The organism is Chryseobacterium sp. JV558 (assembly GCF_033712365.1).
GTDB lineage: Bacteria > Bacteroidota > Bacteroidia > Flavobacteriales > Weeksellaceae > Chryseobacterium.
The window spans coordinates 469,091-493,086 of the sequence record NZ_WJHU01000001.1 but is presented as its reverse complement, the minus strand read 5'-3'; the positions used below and the strand labels follow the sequence as shown (position 1 = coordinate 493,086).

Here is a 23,996-nt window from a genome sequence, read left to right as displayed (position 1 = left end):
TTTGATTTAATAGCGGAGATCTGTGTCTAATGTTTTAGTCTTCAATTTTAAAATCCACTACAGAATCCAGTTTCGGATATTTAGTCGCAGAAATAAATTTCTTCCCGGTACAGTCTATTTCCAGCCAGCCTTTTCTTTTCTTTACGTCTCCGGCCTCCATTACAAAAGGAATGAAAGAGATTTCATCCTTCCCTTCTTCTTTGATCTCTCTGTACTGAACTGCTATATCCAAAATACATTCATGATCTGTATTCAGTCTTACATTTCTGTAAACGATATCATAATGCGTTTCTTGATTTTCAGGGATGTCAAGGTAAGTTTCCCAACCCGTAATATCAGAGTTCAATTCACTGATTGCTTTCAGTGCATAATAAAGGGCAATTGTATAATATTTTCTGGTTCCTTTTCTGGTGTAGTCATCTACAAAGTGTCCGCCTTCAAATAAGATAGTCGGCATTCCGGCTTTGATAAAATTATCTCCTGTGGAAGTAGGATAAAATTCGTCAGAATATCTTCCGATCTGATTCGGGATCATTTCCTTTAAATGGTTGTATATCCTTCCGATCACGGCCATACATTTTTTCCTGTTCTCAGTAACGGTACGTTCTACATTTTCGGAAGGTGCCAAAAAGGAAAGTGTAGCAGGATGAATACCGTCAGTAGTAAAGATGGTTCTCTGCTCATGAAGGTTTAATGCATAGTCATATTTCTTTGAAGCGGCTGCCTTTTTCAGAAACTTAATTTCTTTACTGGCTTCATTATGAAAATCTCTGTTCAGATCAATATTGGCAGCATTCAGTCTCGTCCATCTTTCAGAACCGTCCGGATTCAGCATGAATATAAAATCAAGTTGAATTTTACTGAACAAATCCTCTTTCATTTCCGGTGCTTTATCAAGACTTACTAAAAGGTCCAGCATGGCATGAGTAGCGTTGGATTCATTTCCGTGCATTTGTGACCAGGCCAATACCTGAATTTTTCCGGTTCCTATAGTTAACCGATAAATAGGCTTATCTAAATAGGACGTTCCGATCTCCTGAATATAATTGCTGAGATTGGTCTGTAGATAAGAAAATAATTTTTCAGGGGAAATATAGCGATTAGAGAAATCGGGGGTCTGAGAATAGATCTGTTCAAAATTCATCTTGAGAAATAATTTACAAGAATCAAATTTAACCATTTTTAGGCAAAAACTTAAATTAACATTTGTAAATATTGCCAAAATACAAGAATTTACATTTGACATGTCGCTTAATTGCTATTTACAAAGTTTAAATACTTCTACTTTTCAAATGGCAAAACAGATTAACACTTGTAACATTGTTAAACAAGCTGTAATGACAAATTGTCTGTTAGTAAAATTGTGGATTGCGAATAATTTAAATACGTATGTTTAAAATACTTAAATTCAATTAGTTACAATGTTTATTTAAATTGCATTTATAATACTACTTGAAGTGCAAAAAAGGCTATTATTACCCATTTGAGGGTTATTTTATCAAACATAAAAATTGTGGAAAACTTTGTTGTTTACTCTATTATACAAATGTAAAAGCCATGAAAACTAAAAATCTTCTTCAGAATTTTAGTCAATCTATGTTTTTTTAAGATCAATTTTACAGACAATAAAATAAGTTGTTTAGTCTGAGTATAACTTTCCTTCAATTGAGAGCTATATGGACTAAAATCAGGGTGTTTACATCAGTAATTTACCAATGTAACAACTATAAAACAGCCATTATACTGCTTAAAATAGATATTTATCTGCATCTGGATTCCTGAAAAGTAATTAGGCGGATTAATTATGTAAACAGTAAATAGAAAGTCATTTAAGGGACAAAATAGCCCATGAAAACACTTTGATTTACATTTCTAAACTAATATAAAAGATAAATAATGAGACAAAATTGTAATCTGAGGGTATGTATAAGAGCCATATAGAAGATTATCAACATTACTACATACAATTGTAATTTATCTATAATCTATTGACTTAAAATAAATTACAATCACGTTACAAATGTATACAAATAAATATTCTAGTTATTTACATTTGTATTTTGCATTTGTAAATTATATGAGTTACATTTGTAAAATAATTAAAGGCTTATTTTTATGAGTTTAAATGAAAGAATTTCCAAAATTATAGAGTATTCTCAGCTTACTCCTTCTGAGTTTGCTGATGAGATTGATGTACAGCGTTCATCCATTTCGCATATTACATCAGGAAGAAACAAACCGTCTCTTGAGTTTATCATAAAAATAAAATCCCGTTTCCCTGAACTTCTGTGGGACTGGCTGGTTACCGGTGAAGGTGAGATGCTGAAATCTCAGCTGCCTGAATCTGAAATTAACGAAGAACATATCGAAGAGGAGAAAATAAAAACGACTCCACTACCCGATCTTTTTACGATGATGAACGATGATGATGAATTTGGAAGTGATGAAACGGAAATGGAAGCTCCAAAATCAAGTCCTGGAGAATCGTTTATACCGGCCCAAGATAAAGCTCCGGAAAAAATATCCGAATCTCAGCGATTAGAAAATTCAAGTGATCAAATTTTAGGTCAAATACTTGGTAATCAGACTAATAAAATAAAACGTATCGTTTTGTTCTATGAAAATGGAAAATTTGAAAGTTTTGAGCCTTAAAAAATAAAAAACCTGATCAATGAAAATGATCAGGTTAAAAAATATTTGAAGAAGAAAACTAAAGCTATTGCTTTATTTTATTTTTGAAATTGAATGGGGCATCAAGCTGATAGAATTTTTATCATATGATGATTATCTATCCCACAATATGTTTTTATATAATTTTTGCTGTTTATAAGGGTAATACTGTCGTTTATTGTATCGGAGAGATTCTGTTACAGGGCAGTATCCTAAAAGTAAATGGAAAGATTTTCATGCATTGGTTTTTTATGGCTCTATCAAATATAAATATTTAAAATCAAATCTGCAATAAAAATCACATTATTTTAACATATGATTAATGTAAATAATAATTGCCTAAATTATCATTAATTTCAATTTATAATCTTAAGTCTGCAACCTCAGAAATTAACGAAACTTGCCTATTGAAGTTGATTCCAATAAAAAGGCCCGCAAATCTGCAGGCCTGATAGGTATAATAAGAACATTATTATTATTTCTTTCTTCTTTCAAGTTCATTTTTGATAAGTCCCAGCTCTCTTCCGGTTTGTCCGGCTACAGAGGTATTTTCTCTGGCTCTTCTGGTCAAATATGGTACAACGTCCTTTACGGGTCCATATGGAAGATATTTAGCCACATTATAGCCTTTATCAGACAAATAGAAGGTAATATTATCACTCATACCGTAAAGCTGTCCAAAATAAACGTGTGGATTATCACTTTCCAAAGATTTTGCTTTCATTTTATCCATAATCAGCTCTGAAGAAATCTCATTATGGGTTCCAAAGAAGGCAGAAACTTTATCCAAATGATTCATGACAAAGTCAATTCCTGCATTGTAGTTTTTATCTGAAGCTTCTTTGCTTGGCTGAATAGGATCTGCATATCCTTTTTCTGCTGCTCTGGCTCTTTCTTTTTCCATATAAGCACCACGAACAATTTTGTAGCCGATGAAGTAGTTTTTCTCTCTTGCTCTCTGAAGATTAGCTTCCATATACTCCAGCCTTCCGGTTCTGTACATCTGGATGGTATTCCAAACGATAGGTTTTTGCTGGTTATATTTCTCCATCATCTCTTCACAAAGGTGGTCTGCTGCATCCTGCATCCAAGTTTCTTCAGCATCTACCATTACTTTTTTATCATTTTCATGGCAAAGACGGCATACTTCATCAAATCTTTTTACCACTCTTTCCCATTCTTCTTTCTGGCTGGTAGTAAGCTCAGCTCCTTTTCCAACGGCTTCATAAAGATCAATTCTTCCAAAAGCTGTAGGTTTGAATACGATAAAAGGAATCGCCGGATTTCCCACTGAGAATCTAATGATATCTTTAATTTCTTTGCAAACAGCATCAAAAGTGGCTTCATCTTCTTTCCCTTCAATCGAGTAATCAAAAATACTTCCAACTCCTCTCTTAAACAGCTGTTTTACAACTTTCATACTTTCTTCGCGGGTTTCTCCTCCACAAAACTGTGCAAATAAGGTATTTTTTACAATTCCGGTAACGAAAGGAAAGTTGTTGTGTACTGTAAAATTCAGGACAGATGTTCCAAGGCTTGTGAGAGCGGGCTGTTCAATCATTTTAAACATCCAGTAAGCCTTTCTCAATTGTGCATCAGACTTGTCTGCAAATGCAACTTTAGTATCATTAAAAATGGGCATTCCTATTTATTAAATTTATTTTCGCAAAGGTAATAATAACCTCAGTTTATTTAAAGAAATTTTTTATAATTTATGCTCTATCCCGTTTAAAAGCATCGCAATAATTCCTACGAAAACCCAAAATCGTAATATATTCAAAGTAAAGAAGTTACTTCTCCGGGAATCATTGATAAGAAGATAGATACATACTATCATGATAAAAAGTCCCCCTGCAAAATAATAAGCCATGATTCCGGTAACCCCGGTTTTGGTAATAAGTTTCATAGAAACAGCCATGGTAACCATGAGTAAAGAAGTAAGAATAAGTTTTGTATTCCTGCTTTTAAAATAATTAGGAATCGTAGTATATCCGAACGTTTTATCTACACTTCTGGTCAGGGTATCTTTCACAATATCAATGCACAGCAAAATAAGGAAAAGAAAAACAGCCATCAGGAATACCTTTTTTGAAAAGGTTTCGTAATACACCATCATTCCAAAGAACGGATATAAGGTAAGGCTGACGAAGGTAAGGTTGTTTACAATAAGTATTCTGCTCAATTTATGACTGTAAAACCACATAAAGAACTGATAGACTACAAAAAAAACAAAGACATTATGAGAAATCATCCAGGCCACTCCTAATGAGATAGCACTGAGTGCGAGATAAGCGTATAGAAAATATTTCTGCTTGATGAAACTCTGAACTCTGGTTCTGAAAGGTTTTACAATATGGTCTTTTTCCAGATCATAAAACTGATTGATGATGCCACCCGCCAGAATGGTTAGAACCGTACAGAAAATAATACCGTGTACTTTGAAATCAAAGACGAACTTTCTGAAAGATTCATCCTGATTGAACAGGAAAAAAGTGGAAACATAGAGAGCAAATGTTAACAGAGCTGCTACAAAAAAACGCGCTCCGAGCAGAAAGCCCACGAATTGTGAAAATCTGTATAATAAAGATTTTGATACATAATTTTTAGATTGGAAAGTTTCTTTTTCAGAATTCATTCCAACCTGTTTAAAATCTGTAAATCACTTCTTTTTGGAAGCCTTCAAGCATTTTTTCTGCTTTTGCATAGTCTTTGGTAAATCCTAAGATATAGCCGCCTCCACCGCTTCCGCAAAGTTTCAGATAATAAGCATTAGAATCCAGACCTTTTTTCCAGATATTAAAAATACTTTCAGGAATCATAGGACGGAAATGTTCATAAGCCCAATGAGAGAGTTTTTTCAGGTTTCTGAAGAAAGGATTCATATCTTTTTTAAGGAAAGATTCAATACATGCGTTGTTGTAACGGATAAATTCTTCTTTCAGGGTTTTTCGGAAACCTTCTGTCTTCATTTTTTCAAAGAAAATCTGAATCATAGGACCTGTTTCCCCTGTTATCCCGGAATCAATAAGAAAGATAGCTCCTTTTCCTTTTTCTCCTTCTGGGATATTTACCCTGTCTAAATTTTCTTTATTTTCGATAAGGATTGGCAGATTCATATAACAGATCAGAGGATCCATTCCTGAACTTTTCCCATGGAAATAGCTTTCCATTTCACCGAAAACAGCTTTTAATTTTTTAAGATTATCTTTTGAGATATTCTCAGGGTTAAGTTTGCTGATTGAATATTTTTCAAAAATAGCCGCAACCAAAGCTCCGGAACTTCCCACTCCATATCCCTGAGGAATATTGGAATCAAAGAAAAGTCCGTTAGAAATATCATTTTTGAAGCTCTCGATATCCAACTTAAAATCGTCGGAAAGATCAAGTGCTGTAAGAAATTCAGAGTATTTCTGCAGATGCCTGTTGGAATTCAGTTCAAATTCAGAACTCAAATCTGAAAATTTCAAAGTTCCTTTATAGAAGCTGTAAGGTACTACAAGCCCCTGGGAATCTTCAATCATTCCATATTCTCCAAACAGGATTATTTTTGCATAAAATAAAGGGTTGGTCATATTGACAATAAATCTTTTTGCAAAGTTAAAAATTATTCCGCTGAATATAAGCAAAACTCAAGCCGAATTTTTTCTATATAAATATACAAAAAAAGCCTGATAAAATCAGGCTTTACAAAGTTTTATTTAAAAATTACTGTTTGATCAGCTTTTTATTAATGGTCTGCTTCTCTGTTTCTACAGTAATCACATAGTTTCCTGTCTGAATTGAGGAAAGATTTATTTCCTGTTTATTCCCTTTTAAGGAAGAATCCGAAGCAACCAGCCTTCCTGCTTCATCATAGATTTTATATCCTTTTAATCTTTCTTTTGAAGAGAGAGTGATCATATTTTTGGCAGGGTTTGGATAGATATCTATTGCATTATTTTTGATATTGATATCTTCTACTGCTAAAACCCCACAAGAGAAATTCACATTCCAGCCGTTTCCTGTAACACCTCCATCTGAAACAAATCTTACTGTTATAGCACCTGAAGGATCTGTTGATGTAAACGGACCGGGAACTGTACTTCCGCTCAGATTATTTCCATTGGCGAATAGTGGTGAAGCTGTTGAAGGTCCATTATACACATACATAAAATCATAGCCCTGTTCAAGATCGAATGACGTAAATGTCATCGTCATAGATGAGCCGGGAGTAGGATAAAATGTTTTTATAAGGTCTTCATTATCTTTATATTGCCCAGTGGAACCTCCGGTATCTAAAAATGGAGTTCCATCACACCATGCTCCATCAGTCAGGAAAAGCTTTGATAACTGGAACGCATTTGGCCCACTGCAATCTGTTCCTACACTTAGTCTGTAATAAGATGCCGGTTGAAGATTTGTAAAATTAAAAGAGGGTGTATTGGCATTTCCGGAAGATACTGCCGCTCCGTTTGCTGTTGTCAGCTTATATTTCCATGTTGTTGAAAGAGCATCTGTAAAAGCAGCATTTGCAGAAGTCTGTGTGATATTGTTAATTGTAAAATTGGTGATCGATGTAGGACATGATGTTGTACAATTGGTACCAAGACATCCTTTTGAATCTACAGTATTCCTGATCAATGTTCCAGGCTGTACCCCAAAACCATTCGCAAAATTAATCCCTACGCTGCTTAGCAAATGGCAGTAACTCATAATGGTACCACCACCTGCCGGAGGAAGCGCTGCAGTACATCCTTCGTTGTTTCCTGATGCCGGTCCACATCCATCAATGGCTGTATTATTTCCGTTCCAGAAGCAAGAATGCGTATGTGGTGAGCCTAGATTATGCCCAAGTTCATGGGTCATTACTTCTATATTCCAGGAATAAGTAGGTACATTCTGATAGTTTAAATTCATCCCGCAATAAGAATACCTGTAACTGGTACATAATGAGTTGACATAAGCAATACTTGTTGTCGCAGGATTTCTTAATAATTGTGCTACGTCTCCGTTGAAAGTAGTCCTTGTAGTTCTGAACTGATTCAGAATTGCACTTGGTGACCCTGTATAAGGATCAGTGGTTGTCCAAACAAAAACTTCACTTAAGGCTACATTAACATTTTCATTTGCGTACAATGTTGTAACATTATTATGCATAGCAGTAACCCAGTTCGTAGTAGTGGTAGTATTGCTTCCATTTTGGGTATAGGGACCGAAACCTGCTTCATAATATATTCTTACGCAGTTGTCTGTTTTCTTTTTGCTGGTATTATTAGGATTAAAAACCGGTCTCTCAACCTGGTTTTCTTTCAATCCGTCTACATCACAGGCAAATGGATTAGATCCTGTTAGTTTAGAATCTGAATAGCTTACAAAATCTTCAGAGTTTTTAGCTTTTCCTACGACTATATTTCCTAATTCAGGAGTGGAAGCAACTCCTATAATATCATTATTAAAAAAGCTAAAAGCTACGATAGAAGCATTATCTCCTTTTACAATTCCCTGATAATACACTCCTGGCGTATATTCTACTCCTATTCCTTTATCTGTAACTACTTTAAAATCGTTGGTTAAAATCTGATGTCTGTACATTTCAACAGTGATCTGTCTGCCACCATCAAAGGGAAAAGAGATTTCAAGAAAATCAGGTTTATCTTTGATTAATCTTTTTAGTTCTGCAGGCTTCAAAGACATCACCGTGATATCTGTTGCTGCTCTTCTGTATTCAGTTATTTTATCTATAGATTTATCTGCCTCAAATAAGGCATAGGTTTTAAGTTCTGATTTTCGATTATGAAATTCCAAAACTTTTTGAGCAACGGGTTTTAAATTTTGAGAGAAACAAAGAATAAAACATTGCAAAAAACAAATTAATAGAAGCTTTTTCATGATTTTGATAATTTTGTCATTTTTGCAAATAAACAAAAAATATCAACACATAGTGAAAAATCACAGCTATATTCTAGTATTATTGGTAATTCTATAAATAAATCAAATCAATTAATCAAATAAATGTTTTTTATTCATTAAAATAAAAAAAAGACGTTAAAAATAACGTCTTTTAATTTTATAATGTTTCTCTATCGGTTCTCATTTTAACCTTCAGGAATCTTATTAAAACTAATCCTGCCGCAAAAAACAGGGTCATGGACAATGCCGCGATACGCATATTATTGAAATGCTCAATCAATGTTGCAAAGATAAATGTTCCGATGATGATGGCAATTTTCTCCAATACGTCATAGAAACTGAAATACGTAGTGTTTTCCATTGAGTTCTCCGGAAGCAGTTTAGAATACGTGGATCTGGACATCGCCTGAAGACCACCCATTACTAAACCTACCACTGCAGCTACTCCATAAAACTGGTATTCTACCGTTGGGTTTTCTTTATTCAGGAAATACGCCCAAAGACAAGCAACAATCCACAGTACAATAGCAATTGAAATAACGTTTTTGTTTCCGATTCTCTTAGATAGCCTTGAGAAAATAACTGCTCCAATAATAGCTTCGATCTGAATCACCAAAAGGGTTCCGATCAGTTTATCCTGAGCCAGATTAATCTCACTCTTCCCGAATAAAGTTGCCATAAGGAAGATCGTCTGCATTCCCACACTGTAAAAGAAGAAACTCGACAGGAAGAATTTCAGATTTTTATCTTTGAAAAGTTCTCCTCCTACTTTAAAAAGTTCGTGGAAACTTTCTTTCGCAATATCTTTATAGAAACTAAGGTTGTCTTTCAATACTTCAAAAAATCCGCCCTGTTCTTCATGCTTTTTGAAGATATTCTTATAGTTTAATAATACAAGATCTTTAGGAAGTTTATCTTTTACGTCTCCAAACTGTGGAAGGTGTTTGAATGTATATTGAGAAAAACCAAACCACCAGGCTCCTGTAAGCAAGAAACTGATTCTTGTAAATAATAACTGCTGAGCTGCCCCTTTAGCAAAAACCTGAATAAGAATTAAACAAATTACTACTAAAACTACAGATCCGATATATCCATAGACATATCCTCTTGCGGAAAGCGCATCCTGCCTATCCGGTGTTGCAATATCCGGAAGAAAGGAGTTATAAAACACTAGGCTTCCCCAGAAGCCGACACTTGCTGTAATACTGAAGAGAAGCCCCAGAAATACGTTATGCATCCCCGTAAACATGGCTAATCCCATACATGATGTAGCTCCTAAATAACAGAAGAACTGTAAGAAGGATTTTTTGTTTCCGATTGTATCTGCCAAAGAAGATAAAAACGGTGAAAGCAATACTACAATAAAGAACGATATAGTAAGTGAATACCCGTATACAGCATCCGGCTGATATTCTTCTCCAAAAATTTTGATCATATGCCTTACGGGAACATCAATCCATTTTTTGGTTTCTGCTATATATTCTTTTTTCTCATACGCTGTGGTAAGGATAGAGTAATAAATAGGGAAAATGGTAGAGGTAATAACCAGGGAATACACGGAGTTTGCCCAGTCATATACAGCCCAGGCTTTCATAATCTTCGGATTATTCTTTATGTTTTTAGGCTGTCGGTTCTCAGTTTCAGACATTTCAAATATATATTAGTAGCACAAAAATAGAAAAACCATTAAGAAATGGATAAGTTTTTAAAAAAATTATCGATTCCTTAATGGTAATATATTCTTAAACAGAATATTAGATATTTTCAATAACGATAGCAGAAGCTCCGCCACCTCCGTTGCAGATTGCTGCTGCACCGTATTTTGCGTTATTTTGCTTCAAAACATTGATTAATGTAACGATGATTCTTGAACCTGAACTTCCCAGTGGGTGTCCTAATGCTACAGCTCCTCCGTTTACGTTTACTTTAGCAGCATCCAATCCTAAGATTTTATTGTTCGCCAATCCTACTACTGAGAAAGCTTCGTTGAATTCGAAGAAATCGATATCTGAAACTTCTAATCCTGCTTTTTTAAGAGCGATAGGTAATGCTTTTGCCGGAGCAGTTGTAAAGTTTTCAGGCTCATGTGCTGCATCAGCGTAAGAAACGATTTTCGCAAGAGGCTTCAACCCAAGTTCTTCCATTTTTTCTTTGGAAACAAGGATCAATGCAGAAGCACCGTCATTCAAAGTAGATGCGTTAGCTGCTGTTACTGTTCCTTCTTCTTTTTTGAATACTGTAGGAAGAGTTGAAATTCTGTCGAAATTTACGGCTTTATATTCTTCATCTTCAGCAAAGATTACTGGTTCTCCTTTTCTCTGAGGAATAGAAACTGGTACAATTTCTTCGTTGAATTTCCCTTCACTCCAAGCTTTTGCAGATCTTTTATAAGATTCTACAGCGAAGTTATCCTGATCTTCTCTTGTAAAGTTATAGTCTACTGCACATTTTTCTGCGCAAACTCCCATATGTACTTTGTTGTAAACGTCTGTAAGACCGTCAAGTACCATCCCATCAAGCATTTTGATATCGCCTAATTTTGTAGCCACTCTTGCATTGTAATAATGAGGTACTAAAGACATATTTTCCATACCTCCGGCAACAATTACGTCTGCATCACCAGCTTTGATCGCCTGAGCAGCCATTGTTACAGCCTTCATTCCTGAAGCACAAACTTTATTTACTGTAGTAGAAGGTGTATTGATTGAAAGACCTGCTCCTAAAGCTACCTGACGAGCCGGCGCCTGGCCTTCTCCTGCCTGCAGAACATTCCCCATATAGATTTCCTGAACAGCATTAGGATCTAAACCGATTTTATCCAGTGCTCCTTTTACAGCAGTTGCTCCCAGTTTTGTAGCCGGAACCGTTGACAAGCTTCCCATAAAACTCCCCATAGGTGTTCTTACTGCGGAAACGATGAATACTTCTTTCATGTATATAATTTTTATTTTTAACTCAACGGAACAAAAGTTCCATTTTTATAGATTGAATTTATTTTACTTTTACATAGACTACATCAAATTGATTTCCTTCAATTTTTATATTCACTTTCAGAAGGTTATCCTGAGTTGCTAAGATTTTATTATTGAAGACATCTCCTATCTGTACAGGATTATTTTTATCGGATTTCTCCATAATGATTGCTTTATAGTTGCAGTCATCTACAAAAACCAATGTTGATTTGATATAGTCTTTTCCATTATTGAAATATTCGGTCTGAATATTATCTTTAATGGTCATGTGCCATATTCCTTCAGGATAATTGGGTCTTACAAATTTCCCTTCTTTTATATTGGCACATTTAGCCGGATTGTCCGGTTTTTTCTGATCAGCTTTCTGAGCGTTAGCCTGTGCAGCTGCCATCAGCAAAATTCCTGCGGAAAATATTTTTAAGAAGTTCATTTTTATAGTTGTGTGCGGTTATTTACTTTCTTGTTTCCTCCTGCAAGAACTAAAAGGAAAGCGCCTAAAAATTCTACAGCCCAGCCCCATTTCAATTTAACAATTCCAGCAAAAGTTTCCTGCCAGGATTTGAAAGGTAAAAAGCTAAAGTATTGCAAAGACTGCATCTTTACAGCGAATAAGGTAAACGCAAATAAAAGGATAAGCAGAATACCAAAAAACCTTACGATTTTTGCGCTGTTATTTACAATTCCAAAAACGGCACATGCAGCAAATATCCAGCATGCAATAGCCAGATAATGATCAAGTTTCCAATAGTTCCAGTTCCCAATAACAGGCACATGTACCAGAGGTAAAAAGCTGCCTATAATCACTAACAGTAATCCTAATAACTGAATATTTTTCATATTTACTAAAGTGCCAAAATACAAAAAAAAACACACTTTTAAATAGTGTGTTTTAAAAATAGGATTTCCATACCCGAACGCTTGTTAGTTATAAAAAATATCCAATATTTTTATTTATTATATAAAGAAAAAAGCTATTTGATATCAAATTAAAAATTAACATTTGCGATCTCTATCCCAATCTGAAGTCCATATTTTTTCTTCAGCAAAGCATTGTCATTGAAAGCGGGAGTAAAGTCTTTCTGAACAAACAGATTGAACCCGGCATAACTGATTCCCAATTTCCCTCCGAAAACAAGATCGTTCACCCCATGCATCACTTTTTCTCTTTCAACAATTCTATCAGAAAACTCATTGAAATACTTGGTATAATTCACACTTCCTATTTTTACACCACCATAAACACCCAGAATAAGACACAACTGATTCTTGTTGTTATCCAAGTACTTAACTCCCTCATAGTCTTTGTATTTTGGATTTAAAACAAATTTAAGGTCCACAGGAATGGTTAGATAAGTATTATAAAGCATACTCTTTCTAAGGTTTCCACGGTCAAAATCACCAACGAATAAGTTGTATTTATCCTGCTTGAATGCCTGCTCATATTTTGGGGTAAGCTGGTCTGACCGCACTCCCAATCCGAAACGGTAGAAAAAAGGACTGGTATAACTTCCGATTTGATTACCATACCATAATGTCAGCTGCCACGAATTGATAACACTGCTTTTTATATCAGAATTCTTGCTGTAAAATTCAAAAGGCTTATTCTTTGAAGTTAATCCCGCCCCGCCCATACCTACAGAAAGTTCTAAGGTTTCTAAATAGTTTTTCGGATTATTCTTTTTTTTCTTCTCATTGAGTTTCATATTAAATCCATTTAGTCCCAGCCAAAGCTGATTTCTTCCGGATTTTACGGAATCTTCAGATTTAAAAACGGCATCTTTAACGAGTTCTTTGGTTGCCATTTCAAGATCCTGCTTTTGGGAATCTATTTTTTCATTAATAATCTGCTCATATTTTGAAGCGATTGCTGTACGCTGTTTTTGCTTTTCGTCAGGTGTGATTTTCTTTTCTTTAAAACTCTTATCAATCTGATCCAGCTCTACATTCATTTTGCTTTTTTCAGACATCACTATACTGTCAATCTTTTTTGAATAGACACTCAGGTTGTTATCCTGAGTTTCCTGGCCAAATCCATAGCTAAAAGCTATTACAGCAGCCATCAATAGTAATTTTCGTTTCATATTTTTATTAATTTTAAGACCATATTTCATCACTGTCCCTGTTCCGGGGCAGTTTTCTGTGATATAAAGAGGGATTATTTATTTTCTTTCCAGTGAGTCACTGTAGACTGTGACTCCAAATATTTTAAGAGAATTGGGGCTTTTAACTTTAATTTTAGTCATATCAAGCGTTCCGAATTTTCTGGTATCGGTCCTGTTCTCTTCTCTTTTTTTTTGAAATTCTCTTCCCTGCAGGAGTTCATCAGCATTGATGTATTCAGTCTTTTTACTTTCCACAGGAGAAGTTTTGTCTGCTATAGAAATTATATTTTTGTCTAATACCGGGGCTTTAATCTCATAATCAGCCACTATAATCTGCTCTTCTTTACTGTTGCTTAATCCTTCTTTCTGTGAGATTTCTTTCTGTTGGTAGGCTATAGGGACATCTGGAATTACTTTTACGTTCTCTTGATTGGCATTTTCTACTGTTTTTTTATTTTCAACAGTAGCTATTTGCGGATTTATAAATGATGTTTCTATGCTTTCTTCCGGCAGTTTTGTATGAACGATCGGATTCTCTGTATTGACAGGATGATTTCTGTTAAAATAAAGTAATGTTCCTACAGAAAACAACAGAACTAGTACGGCAGCATATTTCCACCACTGGAAAGCCTTTTTAGGGCTCATAACAGTACTTTTCTCCTCTTCATGGTCTATTTGTTCTATTCTGTCCCAAAGATCTGCGGAAGGCTTTATTGCAAGCTTCTCGTAATCAGATTTTAACTGTTTCAGTATTTCTTTTTTCATTTTCTTTTGCTTTTAAAAATTCAGCAAGCCATTTTTTTGCCTTGCTCAACTGGCTTTTGCTTGTTCCTTCGGAGATATTAAGAATTTCAGCAATTTCACTATGCTTTTTATCCTCAAAGACGTATAGATTAAAAATCAATCTATATCCTACCGGCATCTGGGAAAATATTTCTTCAATATTTATTTCCTCAGGATATTCTTCATCGGTTGATTCACCATAATCATCGGCAATTTCTACATCTGCGTAGAGAATATTTTTATTCTTTCGGATAAAGGTTATAGAATCATTCACAATAATTTTTCTAAGCCAAAACGGAAAACTTTTCCCCTCTCTGCATTCATGTATTCTGGTAAAACATTTCATAAATGCATTCAGGAGGATATCTTCCGCATCATGAAGGTTATTGACATAAGAATTTGCAATGGCCAGCATTTTGGGAGCCAACATCTCGTAAAGGGCTTTCTGCCCTCTCCGGTCTTGTTTTTTAGCCAATAAAAAATTCTCTTCGATATTCTTCATGTTTCAGTTTCTATCTATAAGACGGAGTATTTCTCAAAAGGTTGCCTGAAAATAAAAAAAAATTGCATTTTTTTTCAAAAATGCAATTTAATATCTTAATAATGTTAGTTTTAACTTAATGTTTTACTGATGAAACATCTTCCGGGTTGTGTTTGTGTTTAAACAATATGGCAAAGAATATAGCCAGTACCAGCGAATAAATGGCAAATGAAAGCCAGATCTGCTGCCAGTCTTTTACCATCACCACAGATGAAAGAGTTCCGTCTGAATTAACTGCTGCATTGAAACTATTTTTCAAAATTTCAAGGAAAGTAGGGTTATCAGGGGTAGTTTCCAGATAAGTGGACAAATCTGAAGCAGTTGTGAATTTATGGGTAAAGAATTTATCAATCGCCCAGCCTGCAATATAACTTCCAAAAACAGCTCCGAAACCGTTGGTCATCATCATAAATAACCCCTGAGCTGAAGAGCGTATTTTTTTATCGGTAGTTGTTTCTACGAAAAGCGATCCTGAAATATTAAAGAAATCAAATGCCATTCCGTATACGATACATGAAAGGATGATCAGAGAAAGTCCAAATCCGGATGGAACACCATATGCAAAGAATCCGAATCTTAATACCCAAGCCAGCATAGACATCAGCATTACTTTTTTTATTCCGAATTTCTTCAGGAAAAAAGGAATCGCCAAAATAAACAGGGTTTCTGATACCTGAGAAATTGACATGATAATGGTAGATCTCTGTACTACAAATGAGTCAGCGTACTTAGGGAAATGCGCAAATTCACTTAAGAAAACGTCTCCATATGCATTGGTAAGCTGAAGTGCTGCTCCCAAAAGCATTGAAAATAAAAAGAACAAAGCCATTTTATAGTTTCCAAAAAGCTTAAATGCATTCAATCCTAGTTGTTCTGATAATGGTGAATTTTTATCAATCAGTTTTTGTGGTGGACATTTTGGTAAGGTAAGAGCATAAATTCCCAAGAGTATTGCTACAGCACCTCCAATATAAAACTGTCCTTCTGTAGCTTTGTTTCCACTAAGGTTAGTGATCCACATTGCTACAATAAAACCAATGGTACCCCATACACGAATCGGCGGAAAGTCTTTTACTACATCCAGATTATTATTTTTCAGGATTGTATAAGAAATGGAGTTCGCAAGTGCAATGGTAGGCATATAAAAGCACATAGCCACAAGCATTACCGAAAAGAAAGAATTCGGGTCTGCAGAATGAGGCAATATGAAAAGAATAACCCCATAAAGGATGTGTAATACTGAAAAGATACGCTCCGCATTGATCCAGCGGTCAGCAATAATTCCAGTAATGGTTGGCATAAAGATGGAAGCAATTCCCATGGTTCCGAACACAGCTCCAAACTGAGTTCCTTCCCAATGTTTTGTGCCAAACCAGAAGTTTGCCATCGTAATCAGCCATGCTCCCCAAACAAAAAATTGGAGAAAACTGAGGATGGTCAGTCGTAATTTTAAATTCATAGTTTATATAAAAAGTATCTCTTTAGTCAATTGTCTTTTTCCTTCTCTTGATTTCTTCCTGAATTTCAAGAGCAGTATCATAGTCTTCTTCTTTAACGGCATCCTCCAGTAATTTCTGAAGTTCTTCCATAGAAAGAGATTTTAAGTTGTCTTCTGTCTGTACAGTTTCTGAAAAAGATTGGTCTTCTTTGGCAACATCTTCCAGTTCTAATAAAATCCCTGCTTCATTCAGAACCTGCTGTGTTGTAAATATAGGTGCATCAAATCTTACCGCCATTGCAACAGCATCAGAAGTTCTTGCATCAAGGATCAATTCTTCTTCGTTCGCTTTATTTTTAAAGTTGATATTTGAAAAGAATACTCCGTCTACAATCTGATAGATAATAACAGAGATCAGCTCATAGTTGGCAGAGACTATAAATTTTGTAAATAAATCATGAGTAAGAGGACGCGGTGGATGGATGTCTTTTTCCAATCCGAGAGAGATAGACTGGGCCTCGAAATTTCCTATAACAACAGGTAATTTTATGTGTGTTTCTTCATGCTCCAGTAACAATGCGTAAGCCCCCGACTGGGTCTGGCTGTACGATATTCCGCGAATAATTAGCTGTTTATAATCCATAGCTACAAATATAGATTAATTTTTTATTGTGATTTTACTTTTTTACGCAAAAATAAAAGCCCGGAAAGCCGAGCTTTTATCTGTATTGTTGATGATTGTCAAACGTCAATAGTGAATTTTGCTTCGCAAGTGAATTATTTAATTAAAAATTGACGAGCAAAGCGAATTGACTATTCACAATTCACTTTCTTATCCTTTTATTGCTTTAATTTTCTCTGTTAATGCAGGAATAATCTGGAAAGCATCTCCTACTACCCCGTAATCAGCAGACTTGAAGAATGGTGCTTCAGGATCGCTATTGATTACTACGATAGTTTTTGAAGAGTTTACTCCGGCAAGATGCTGAATTGCTCCTGAAATCCCTACAGCGATGTAAAGATTAGGAGAAATCGCCTTACCAGTTTGTCCCACGTGTTCTGTGTGAGGTCTCCATCCGATGTCAGAAACCGGTTTAGAACATGCTGTAGCTGCTCCTAAAACGTTTGCTAAATCTTCGATCATTCCCCAGTTTTCAGGTCCTTTAAGTCCTCTACCGGCAGAAACTACAACTTCAGCTTCTTTAAGGTCCAGTTTACCTGAGCTCTGCTCGTGAGAAATCACTTTAGTATCTTCATTAGCTACTGATAAGTTTTTCACTTCTTCTGAACCTGATACTGCATTTTCTTTAACACCGAAAGCGTTTTGAGAAACCGTAACGATTACTCCGTTTCCTTCAGCTTTTGCATGCATAAATCCTTTTCCTGAGAATGCTCTTCTCTTTACCTGAAAAGGAGAAAGGCTTTCAGGAGCTTCTAAAACATTAGTGATTAAAGAATAGTTCTTCATCACCGCAAACATTGGCGCAATTGAAGAAGCATCAGTTGTGTGAGGGAAAACGATGATGTTTCCGTCTGCTACTTCACTTACAGCCTGTGCGAATGCTTTTGCTGAGAAGTTTTTAAGACCTTCGTCTTTAATGTTGATTACGTTTGATGCTCCATATTTATATAATAAATCTGAAGAATCTGTAGGGTTTACAGAGATTGCCGTAACGGTATCTCCGGCTTTATCAGCAACAGCTTTAGCATAAGAAACTGCTTCAAAAGCTGCTTTTTTGTAAACTCCGTTTATATTTTCTGCGTATACGAATACTGCCATTGTTTTACATTTAAAAATTAAAAAGATTGAAAAATTTAAAGATTAGATTACTTTCGCTTCTTCGTGAAGTAATCTTACCAATTCATCCAGGTTGTCAGGAGAAACCATTTTCACAGCTGCTCTTGGTGGAACGCTGTCATAAGATACTCCCTGAACTTTTACTTCTGAAGAAGTAGGCTCTACTACCTGTAGAGGTTTTGTTCTTGCAGACATAATTCCTCTCATATTCGGGATGATAAGGTCTTTTTCATCTACCAAACCTTTCTGACCAGCAATGATAGCTGGTAATTTTACAGAAATAGTTTCTTTTCCTCCTTCAATTTCTCTTACTGCAGTAGCTTCACTTCCGTTTACGTCTAATCCTACTGAAGCATTTACGAAAGGCTGATTCAATAGCTGAGCCACCATTCCAGGAACAGAACCTCCATTATAGTCGATAGATTCTTTTCCGCAAAGGATAAGGTCATATCCTCCGTTTTGAGCTACAGCAGCAATTTCTTTTGCTGTAGAATAGCTGTCTTTAGGATCAAGATTTACTCTTACCGCATCGTTAGCACCAATTGCCAAAGCTTTTCTGATCACAGGTTCTGTACCAGCATCTCCTACGTTGATTACTGTTACTGTTGCTCCCTGAGATTCCTGAAGTTTAACTGCTTTTGTCAACGCAAATTCGTCTAATGGGTTGATTACCCACTGAATTCCGTTTTTGTCGAAAGCAGATTTATCTGCTGTAAAGTTAATTTTGGAAGTAGTATCCGGAACACTACTAATACAAACTAATATTTTCATGTGTACTATTTTATTTTTTCCCTTTGGCGCATAAAATCATGACAGTTTATGCAGAGATTTTGTTTGAATTAATTTTTGCTAATATAAATAAAAAATATATTATGCATGCATAATACTTATTAAATTATTATTCAATACATTAGATGTAGTTACTTCGCTGGTTTTGTTGCCCTAAACTCTATTTTACTTGGCAAAACTCTTGAATTCATCTTCAAAATATCCAATATAAGATTCCCCATATCTTCAGGCTGAATCTTCCAATTGTCTTTTTCTGACGGAATATTTCCGTTAAAATGAGTAGCTACCGAACCTGGCATAATGACCGTAGACTTAATATTGTATTTCCTTAAATCAATCATCGCAGCCTGTGTAAAACCTACCACTCCAAATTTTGAAGCATTGTATCCTGTTCCGTTTTCAAAGAAGTTGGCTCCTGCGAGACTTGAGATGGTAATATAATAACCTTCTGTCTTCTTCAGTTCTTCTACAGAGGCTTTTAAGGTATAGAAAGCACCTGTGAGATTGGTTTCTATCATATCATTCCACTCTTCTGCAGTGAGTTCGTCTACGGGCTTGAATATTCCCAATCCTGCATTAGCAATGATATAATCCAGTCTTCCGAACTTTTCAACGGTATATTTTACTGCTTCCTGTTCGCTTTCCAGACTTCTTACGTCAGAAACAATTCCCAAAACATTTTCTGAGTATTGTTTAAGTTCTTCTTCCGCCTTCATGACATCTTCTCTTTTTCTTCCTGAAAATGCTACTGAGATTCCATTTTCAAGTAAAATTTTAGCAATTCCGAAACCGATACCTTTGGTTCCGCCTGTTATATAAGCTGTTTTATTCTCTGACATTGATTCCCAAATTTTAATTCTCTAAAATAACAAAAACGCTCCAATTGGAACGTTTTGCTGATACTAAGATTTATCAGGAATTATTTTTTTATAAATTTCTCTGTGAAGTTTTTTCCCTCTGTTTCTACATTCAGTAAATAGGCTCCGGAAGATAAGTTTCTTACATTCACCTGGTCTCCACTCAATGTTACCTCCACTCTTTTCCCTGACATATCATATACTTCCACATGTTTTATCTTGCCAGGAGTTGTTATTTTTATCACTTCAGTAGCAGGGTTTGGATAGATGGATAGTTTCACATCGTTTTTAACGGCGTCTCTTGTAGATAGTGATGCTTCATTATTGATTTTGATATTATCAATATAAGCAGAACCTCCATAATTATCATGCACAAAATCCATCCTGTTAATATTGTTGTTACTGAATGGCTGTCCTGTATAGATAAGAGCATCATTCAGGAAATATTGGATTCCTGTAGCCGTAGACACTATTTTTACTCTGTACCATGTATTGGCATTCCAGGTTTGGTTGGTATCTACTAAATTATTTGAACCGGCCGTTGCAATTAAAATTTTCCCGTCGTAGGAAAAATCAATATAAGTAACAATCCCTCCAGCACCAGTTGTACTCACTGTTCTGAACACAAAATCTGAGCTTGATGAACTTTTTTGGGTAAGTCTTACATCAAATGATTGTGTGAAGCTATTATATGTTAATGGTGTAGTAAAGGTATAGAAACCACCCATTACAGGGCTTTGCTGTGGGCCATAAGGCAGATCCGGTGTAATTTTTAAACTATTTGAACCCTGGCTTGCCATTTCAGCTGATACCAATTGGCTTGTCAAATATACTGGTGGTGTCGCTCCATTACTTGTACTAATCCAACCCTGCTGTCCATTAATATTTCCTGTTGTAAAACCTTCACTAGCTTCAAAAGAGATGGTCTGCTGAGCAAAAGACGATATAGAAATTAACGAAATTGCGAAAATATAAAGTTTCTTCATGATATTTTTTAGTTTTGAGCAAATATATGTATTTTAATCAAAAAGACAAAATCAACGAATATTTTAAACCTAATAATTAATTAACATAATATAATTCAACCTAAAAAAATAAAGATATTAAACCTAAAAAAAAGCATCATTTCAAAAAAATCATCCATAAATACAGTCGCAGGCTACAAAGAACACAGGTTCTCAGAATTAATGAATAATTTATCTGATGATTACTTTTTCTGTGAAATTCCTTCCTTCAGTTTTGATATTAATCATATATACACCTGCAGACAGCCCTTTTACATCCATTCTGTTATTATTCTTTTCAGTTTTTATCAGCTTTCCTGCCTCGTCATAGATTTCAATACTTTTTACTGTACCTAGAGAATTAATATGTATAAAATCAGTGGCAGGATTAGGGTAAATTGAAACTTGTTTGGTAGCCGCCCTAGAATCTTCAACTCCCAATGACAACAGTTCACTATTCACTTTAATATTATCAATATAAGCTGAACCTAACGCATTATTATGTACAAAGCGCAGCTGATCTATATTCATTGAACCAGCGGCTGTGCCTGTGTAAATAAGATGATTATTAAGATAGTATCTGATATCTGTGCCAGTTCCTATGACTTTCACTCTATACCAGATATTAGGGAGCCATGCTGAAGGTATGGAAATCAAATCCGGTATACCTGATACTGTGTTCAGAATCTTGAACAGTCCGGTTTTATCAAAATCTAATCTCACAACAAACTGATCGTCAACATTATTCACTCCCTGAAAACCAAAATCAGAGCCATTGAGCTGCGATATATTGATATCAAATGACACAGAAAAGTTATTGTAAGCCAGAGGAGCTGACAAGTTATAAAACCCTCCTATAATAGGATCAGACTGGGTTCCGTAGGTCGATTCTTTGACAATTTTGAGAGAACTGCTCCCATCACTGGCTTTATCTACACTGATGGTCTGGTGGGTTACATTTGCAGGAACTCCTCCTGTGGGAGTACTGATCCACCCCGCCTGGCCGTGGATATTTCCAACATTGAATCCTTCATTGAATTCAAAGGATACAGCCTGCTGTGCAAAAACGTATGCTGATAATAGTAAAAATGCAATTGAGTAGTATTTTTTCATAGTAAATCAAGTTTTGTATTAAAAATATAAACTTTCAACGAATGGTGAAATAACTTATTGCAAATAAAAAATAACGCTTTTGTTTTCAGTGAATTTAATTTTTAAACTCAGTAAAAACGTCTTTCTAAACGGACGTCATAGCTCAATTCAGAGCAAAAAAATAAGGTATCTCTTTCCAGAAATACCTTACCCTATCTTATTTTCGTTGAATTACTTTGAATAATTTTCAAAGAACAACGGAATACTTTCAATTCCTTTATAGAAATTAAATAATCCATAGTGCTCGTTTGGAGAGTGGATTGCGTCAGAATCCAACCCGAAGCCCATCAAAACTGACTTAGCTCCTAAAACCTGCTCAAACATCGCTGTAATTGGAATACTTCCTCCTCCTCTGTATGGAAGAACTTCTTTTCCGAATGCAGATTCCATTGCCTGTTTTGCCGCTGCAAATTCTTTGGTATCTGTTGGTAAAACGTAAGGCATACCTCCGTGGTGAGGCGTTACTTTAATTTTCACGGTATCCGGAGCGATTTTTTCAAAATATTTCGTGAATTTTTCCGTGATTTCCTGAGGAGTCTGGTAAGGAACCAAACGCATTGAAATTTTAGCAAAAGCTTTGGAAGGAATTACTGTTTTTGCACCTTCTCCGGTATAACCACCCCAAATTCCGTTGCAGTCTAAAGTAGGACGAATAGATGTTCTTTCTAACGTTGTATATCCTTTTTCACCTTCTATATTACTTAATCCGATTGATTTTTTGAATTCTTCAGGATTGTCTTTCAATTTGTTCATATCAGCTCTGTCTGCATCTGAAACGGTTTCTACGTTGTCATAGAACCCATCAATTGTAATATGACCATTTTCATCAATCAGATTAGCGATCATTCTTGAAAGAACGTGAATAGGGTTGGGAACTGCCCCACCATAAAGACCGGAGTGTAAGTCTCTGTTTGGACCTTCCACTTCTACTTCTACATAACTTAAACCTCTTAATCCTGTTGTAACAGTTGGCTGTTCGTTGCTGTAAATATGAGTATCGGAAATTAAGATACAGTCGCAAGTTAATTTCTCTTTATTTTCGTTCACCCAGTCTCCTAAGCTTACAGAACCTACTTCTTCTTCTCCTTCCAAGATAAATTTAACGTTGCAAGGAAGAGCATTGGTCTTCATCATAGCTTCGAAAGCTTTCAGGTGCATAAAGAACTGACCTTTGTCATCCGCAGAACCTCTTGCAAAAATTGCTCCTTCAGGGTGCAGTTCAGTTTTCTCAATATAGGGTTCAAAAGGTGGTTTTGTCCATAATTCCAATGGATCTGCCGGCTGAACATCATAATGTCCATACACCAATACCGTAGGTAAATTTTTATCTAAAATCTTTTCCCCAAAAACAATTGGATAGCCCTTAGTCTGGCAAACTTCAACATTATCAGCTCCTGCATTTTTAAGGTGTGCCGCCACTACATCTGCACATTTCAAAACGTCATCTTTATACGCCGGATCTGCAGAAATAGAAGGAATTCTCAATAACTCAAATAATTCATCCACGAAACGCTGTTTGTTTTCGTTAATGTAATTTAATGTCTCTTGCATTGTAAAAATTTATTTTGTTAAAATTAAAAAAAATGCATGGCAGGGACAAACAAAAAGGCAGGATTTTCCAAACCTTATGTTAATGAGCCTTATAGCTATCTTTTTTAATAAAAAATGCCCTGCAAAAACAGGGCACTTGTATATTTTGTACTTCTAATTAGTGTTCAGCTTTTGGAGCCTTTTCAGCTTCAGCAGGTTTTGCAGCAGCAGTACTGTCTGTTTTAGGAGCTACAGCTTCCGGTTTTGCAGCAACTTCTCCCTTATGCTCTGCAGCAGCTGCATGTGCGTGTCCTTCTCCCTGTTCAGCATCAGAATATCTGTCTACTCCTTCTTCCAATTTCAAAGTCCCTTTGTTTCCACCAGCTGGTACTTTTTTACAACTTACCGCTACTGTTGCAATCGCTAAACATATAACTAATTTTTTCATATGTAAAATTATTTTTTTTAAGA

At 35.5% G+C, this 23,996-nt stretch carries 22 protein-coding genes; 1 reads left to right on the top strand and 21 read right to left on the bottom strand.

Annotated elements, in window-relative coordinates; translation table 11 throughout:
- Positions 1–34 precede the first annotated feature (34 nt).
- Positions 35–1,144 (bottom strand): M14 family zinc carboxypeptidase, encoded by a 1,110-nt coding sequence (locus GFU89_RS02340; protein WP_318845603.1) that lies wholly within the window; start codon positions 1,142–1,144, stop codon positions 35–37.
- Positions 1,145–2,115: 971 nt separating this feature from the next.
- Here GFU89_RS02340 and GFU89_RS02335 point away from each other — a divergent pair.
- On the top strand, positions 2,116–2,652 hold the full coding sequence (locus GFU89_RS02335; protein WP_318845602.1) for a helix-turn-helix transcriptional regulator: 537 nt from the start codon (positions 2,116–2,118) through the stop codon (positions 2,650–2,652).
- 493 nt (positions 2,653–3,145) lie between these two features.
- On the opposite strand, the gene GFU89_RS02330 is transcribed toward GFU89_RS02335, so the two are convergent.
- The 20 genes from GFU89_RS02330 to GFU89_RS02235 form a co-directional block, all read right to left on the bottom strand.
- Entirely contained in the window at positions 3,146–4,312 is a 1,167-nt protein-coding gene (locus GFU89_RS02330) for a proline dehydrogenase family protein (RefSeq protein WP_318845601.1), read from the bottom strand.
- A gap of 63 nt (positions 4,313–4,375) precedes the next feature.
- The gene (locus tag GFU89_RS02325) at positions 4,376–5,305 is read right to left on the bottom strand and encodes a UbiA family prenyltransferase (RefSeq protein ID WP_318845600.1); all 930 of its coding nucleotides are present in this window, start codon (positions 5,303–5,305) and stop codon (positions 4,376–4,378) included.
- A gap of 10 nt (positions 5,306–5,315) precedes the next feature.
- Entirely contained in the window at positions 5,316–6,242 is a 927-nt protein-coding gene (locus tag GFU89_RS02320; RefSeq protein ID WP_047425449.1) for a mevalonate kinase, read from the bottom strand.
- A gap of 133 nt (positions 6,243–6,375) precedes the next feature.
- Positions 6,376–8,454, bottom strand: a complete 2,079-nt coding sequence (locus tag GFU89_RS02315; protein WP_318845599.1) for a M12 family metallo-peptidase — start codon at positions 8,452–8,454, stop codon at positions 6,376–6,378.
- Between the two features lie 262 nt (positions 8,455–8,716).
- The gene (locus GFU89_RS02310) at positions 8,717–10,207 is read right to left on the bottom strand and encodes an MFS transporter (protein WP_318845598.1); all 1,491 of its coding nucleotides are present in this window, start codon (positions 10,205–10,207) and stop codon (positions 8,717–8,719) included.
- Positions 10,208–10,313: 106 nt separating this feature from the next.
- Positions 10,314–11,492, bottom strand: coding sequence for an acetyl-CoA C-acyltransferase (locus tag GFU89_RS02305; RefSeq protein ID WP_318845597.1), 1,179 nt, complete (start codon positions 11,490–11,492; stop codon positions 10,314–10,316).
- Between the two features lie 58 nt (positions 11,493–11,550).
- Positions 11,551–11,961 (bottom strand): hypothetical protein, encoded by a 411-nt coding sequence (locus GFU89_RS02300; RefSeq protein ID WP_318845596.1) that lies wholly within the window; start codon positions 11,959–11,961, stop codon positions 11,551–11,553.
- 2 nt (positions 11,962–11,963) lie between these two features.
- A complete protein-coding gene (locus GFU89_RS02295; protein ID WP_318845595.1) occupies positions 11,964–12,368 on the bottom strand; it encodes a hypothetical protein in 405 nt (134 codons plus the stop codon).
- Positions 12,369–12,517: 149 nt separating this feature from the next.
- Positions 12,518–13,612: a hypothetical protein gene (locus GFU89_RS02290; protein ID WP_318845594.1), complete on the bottom strand. Its 1,095-nt coding sequence runs from the start codon at positions 13,610–13,612 to the stop codon at positions 12,518–12,520.
- Positions 13,613–13,690: 78 nt separating this feature from the next.
- Complete coding sequence (locus GFU89_RS02285) at positions 13,691–14,398, bottom strand: hypothetical protein (protein ID WP_318845593.1); 708 nt, start codon at positions 14,396–14,398, stop codon at positions 13,691–13,693.
- Positions 14,364–14,918, bottom strand: coding sequence for a sigma-70 family RNA polymerase sigma factor (locus GFU89_RS02280; protein ID WP_318845592.1), 555 nt, complete (start codon positions 14,916–14,918; stop codon positions 14,364–14,366). Before GFU89_RS02280 ends, GFU89_RS02285 begins: the two co-directional genes overlap by 35 nt.
- Before the next feature lie 115 nt (positions 14,919–15,033).
- A complete protein-coding gene (locus tag GFU89_RS02275; RefSeq protein WP_318845591.1) occupies positions 15,034–16,416 on the bottom strand; it encodes a nucleoside permease in 1,383 nt (460 codons plus the stop codon).
- 22 nt (positions 16,417–16,438) lie between these two features.
- Positions 16,439–17,038 (bottom strand): bifunctional nuclease family protein, encoded by a 600-nt coding sequence (locus GFU89_RS02270; RefSeq protein WP_318845590.1) that lies wholly within the window; start codon positions 17,036–17,038, stop codon positions 16,439–16,441.
- Between the two features lie 189 nt (positions 17,039–17,227).
- A complete protein-coding gene (locus GFU89_RS02265) occupies positions 17,228–18,175 on the bottom strand; it encodes an electron transfer flavoprotein subunit alpha/FixB family protein (RefSeq protein ID WP_318845589.1) in 948 nt (315 codons plus the stop codon).
- 42 nt (positions 18,176–18,217) lie between these two features.
- Entirely contained in the window at positions 18,218–18,964 is a 747-nt protein-coding gene (locus GFU89_RS02260; RefSeq protein ID WP_076351723.1) for an electron transfer flavoprotein subunit beta/FixA family protein, read from the bottom strand.
- 149 nt (positions 18,965–19,113) lie between these two features.
- Positions 19,114–19,821, bottom strand: a complete 708-nt coding sequence (locus GFU89_RS02255) for an SDR family oxidoreductase (protein ID WP_318845588.1) — start codon at positions 19,819–19,821, stop codon at positions 19,114–19,116.
- Between the two features lie 80 nt (positions 19,822–19,901).
- Entirely contained in the window at positions 19,902–20,825 is a 924-nt protein-coding gene (locus GFU89_RS02250; RefSeq protein ID WP_318845587.1) for a T9SS type A sorting domain-containing protein, read from the bottom strand.
- Between the two features lie 210 nt (positions 20,826–21,035).
- The gene (locus GFU89_RS02245) at positions 21,036–21,956 is read right to left on the bottom strand and encodes a T9SS type A sorting domain-containing protein (RefSeq protein WP_318845586.1); all 921 of its coding nucleotides are present in this window, start codon (positions 21,954–21,956) and stop codon (positions 21,036–21,038) included.
- Between the two features lie 210 nt (positions 21,957–22,166).
- Positions 22,167–23,546, bottom strand: a complete 1,380-nt coding sequence (locus GFU89_RS02240; protein ID WP_318845585.1) for a dipeptidase — start codon at positions 23,544–23,546, stop codon at positions 22,167–22,169.
- A gap of 157 nt (positions 23,547–23,703) precedes the next feature.
- Positions 23,704–23,973 carry a hypothetical protein gene (locus GFU89_RS02235; RefSeq protein WP_318845584.1) on the bottom strand — a complete coding sequence of 90 codons (270 nt, stop codon included), beginning with the start codon at positions 23,971–23,973 and terminating at the stop codon, positions 23,704–23,706.
- Positions 23,974–23,996: the final 23 nt, after the last annotated feature.

Bases quoted from the DNA above. Each gene is read 5' to 3' on its own strand.
- GFU89_RS02250 (WP_318845587.1), bottom strand. From the start codon at position 20,825: ATGAAGAAACTTTATATTTTCGCAATTTCGTTAATTTCTATATCGTCT.
- GFU89_RS02280 (WP_318845592.1), bottom strand. From the start codon at position 14,918: ATGAAGAATATCGAAGAGAATTTTTTATTGGCTAAAAAACAAGACCGG.
- GFU89_RS02255 (WP_318845588.1), bottom strand. From the start codon at position 19,821: ATGTCAGAGAATAAAACAGCTTATATAACAGGCGGAACCAAAGGTATC.
- GFU89_RS02240 (WP_318845585.1), bottom strand. From the start codon at position 23,546: ATGCAAGAGACATTAAATTACATTAACGAAAACAAACAGCGTTTCGTG.
- GFU89_RS02275 (WP_318845591.1), bottom strand. From the start codon at position 16,416: ATGAATTTAAAATTACGACTGACCATCCTCAGTTTTCTCCAATTTTTT.
- GFU89_RS02310 (WP_318845598.1), bottom strand. From the start codon at position 10,207: ATGTCTGAAACTGAGAACCGACAGCCTAAAAACATAAAGAATAATCCG.
- GFU89_RS02245 (WP_318845586.1), bottom strand. From the start codon at position 21,956: ATGAAAAAATACTACTCAATTGCATTTTTACTATTATCAGCATACGTT.
- GFU89_RS02330 (WP_318845601.1), bottom strand. From the start codon at position 4,312: ATGCCCATTTTTAATGATACTAAAGTTGCATTTGCAGACAAGTCTGAT.
- GFU89_RS02300 (WP_318845596.1), bottom strand. From the start codon at position 11,961: ATGAACTTCTTAAAAATATTTTCCGCAGGAATTTTGCTGATGGCAGCT.
- GFU89_RS02290 (WP_318845594.1), bottom strand. From the start codon at position 13,612: ATGAAACGAAAATTACTATTGATGGCTGCTGTAATAGCTTTTAGCTAT.
- GFU89_RS02325 (WP_318845600.1), bottom strand. From the start codon at position 5,305: ATGAATTCTGAAAAAGAAACTTTCCAATCTAAAAATTATGTATCAAAA.
- GFU89_RS02260 (WP_076351723.1), bottom strand. From the start codon at position 18,964: ATGAAAATATTAGTTTGTATTAGTAGTGTTCCGGATACTACTTCCAAA.
- GFU89_RS02235 (WP_318845584.1), bottom strand. From the start codon at position 23,973: ATGAAAAAATTAGTTATATGTTTAGCGATTGCAACAGTAGCGGTAAGT.
- GFU89_RS02295 (WP_318845595.1), bottom strand. From the start codon at position 12,368: ATGAAAAATATTCAGTTATTAGGATTACTGTTAGTGATTATAGGCAGC.
- GFU89_RS02285 (WP_318845593.1), bottom strand. From the start codon at position 14,398: ATGAAAAAAGAAATACTGAAACAGTTAAAATCTGATTACGAGAAGCTT.
- GFU89_RS02320 (WP_047425449.1), bottom strand. From the start codon at position 6,242: ATGACCAACCCTTTATTTTATGCAAAAATAATCCTGTTTGGAGAATAT.
- GFU89_RS02340 (WP_318845603.1), bottom strand. From the start codon at position 1,144: ATGAATTTTGAACAGATCTATTCTCAGACCCCCGATTTCTCTAATCGC.
- GFU89_RS02265 (WP_318845589.1), bottom strand. From the start codon at position 18,175: ATGGCAGTATTCGTATACGCAGAAAATATAAACGGAGTTTACAAAAAA.
- GFU89_RS02335 (WP_318845602.1), top strand. From the start codon at position 2,116: ATGAGTTTAAATGAAAGAATTTCCAAAATTATAGAGTATTCTCAGCTT.
- GFU89_RS02270 (WP_318845590.1), bottom strand. From the start codon at position 17,038: ATGGATTATAAACAGCTAATTATTCGCGGAATATCGTACAGCCAGACC.
- GFU89_RS02305 (WP_318845597.1), bottom strand. From the start codon at position 11,492: ATGAAAGAAGTATTCATCGTTTCCGCAGTAAGAACACCTATGGGGAGT.